General features: G+C 63.3%; 1 protein-coding gene. It reads right to left on the bottom strand.

Annotation, left to right across the window (positions count from 1 at the left end; all coding sequences use genetic code 11):
* A partial coding sequence (locus GC106_RS46975; RefSeq protein WP_312873466.1) for a condensation domain-containing protein occupies nt 1-1,103 on the bottom strand: 1,103 nt, incomplete at its 3' end.
* Nucleotides 1,104-1,127 lie beyond the last annotated feature (24 nt).

The raw sequence follows: 1,127 nt of genomic DNA, 5'->3' as shown, positions 1-1,127 counted from the left end.
AAATGCTCGAACGGCACATCCTGATTCGCGAACGCACCAAGACTCCGCTCCCGCACCCGCCCGACAACATCCACGAACGACGGATCACCAGACACATCAACCCGCACAACAATAGTATTCACAAAAAACCCGACCACATCGTCCAAACCCGAATCCGTACGCCCCGCGACACCACTGCCCAGCGGAATATCGACCCCCGCACCCAAACGAGACAACAAACTGGCCAAACTCGCCTGCAACACCATGAACACCGTCCCGCCACACTCACGGGCCAGTGCGTGCATCGCCTGGTGCCGGGTGGCGTCGAACGTGAAATGTATGCGGGCGCCGCGGAACGAGGCGACCGCTGGCCGTGGCCGGTCGGTGGGCAGGTTGAGGAGTTCGGGCGCACCGGCCAGTTCGTTACGCCAGTAGCCGATCTGCCGCGAGTACAAGCTGTCCGGATCGGACTCGTCGCCCAGCAGATCCCGCTGCCACAACGTGTAGTCCACGTACTGGACCCGCAGCGGCTGCCACGAAGGCGCATGTCCTTCACGACGGGCCGCATATGCCTCCGCGAGGTTCTCCGTCAGCGGTGCCATGGACCAGCCATCTCCGGCGATATGGTGCATCACCAGCATCAGCACGTGTTCGTTGTCGGACAGCCTGAAGAGGCTCGCCCGGATCGGCAGGTCCTTGCCGAGATCGAAGCTGTAAGTCGCCTGCTCGGCGATAGCGGCGCCGAGGTCGTCCTCGGCCATCTCGCGCTCTGTCCATACAGGACCTTGGGTCGCCGGCAGAACAACCTGGTGTGGTTCGCCGTCGATCTCCGGGAAGATCGTCCGCAGTGCTTCGTGCCGGGCCACCACATCAGCCAGAGCGGCACGCAAGGCGTCCCGATCCAGAGGCCCCGACATCCGCAACGCCATCGGCATGTTGTACACGGCGGAGCCCTCGTCCATTTTGTTGATGAACCAGAGCCGTCGCTGGGCGAAGGAAAGCGGAACGACATCCGGCCGAGGCATCACACCCAACCCCGGACGAACACCCCCACCCCACCCCAAACGACCCACCAACGCACGCACCGACGACGCCTCAAACAACACCCGAACCGGCAACTCCACACCCAACACAACCCGAACCCGACT

Origin of the sequence: Kibdelosporangium persicum (genome assembly GCF_013280595.1) — a bacterium.
Classification (GTDB): Bacteria; Actinomycetota; Actinomycetes; order Mycobacteriales; family Pseudonocardiaceae; genus Kibdelosporangium; species Kibdelosporangium persicum.
Note: the sequence above shows the minus strand (reverse complement) of the source record. Positions and strands in the feature narration are given on the sequence as shown.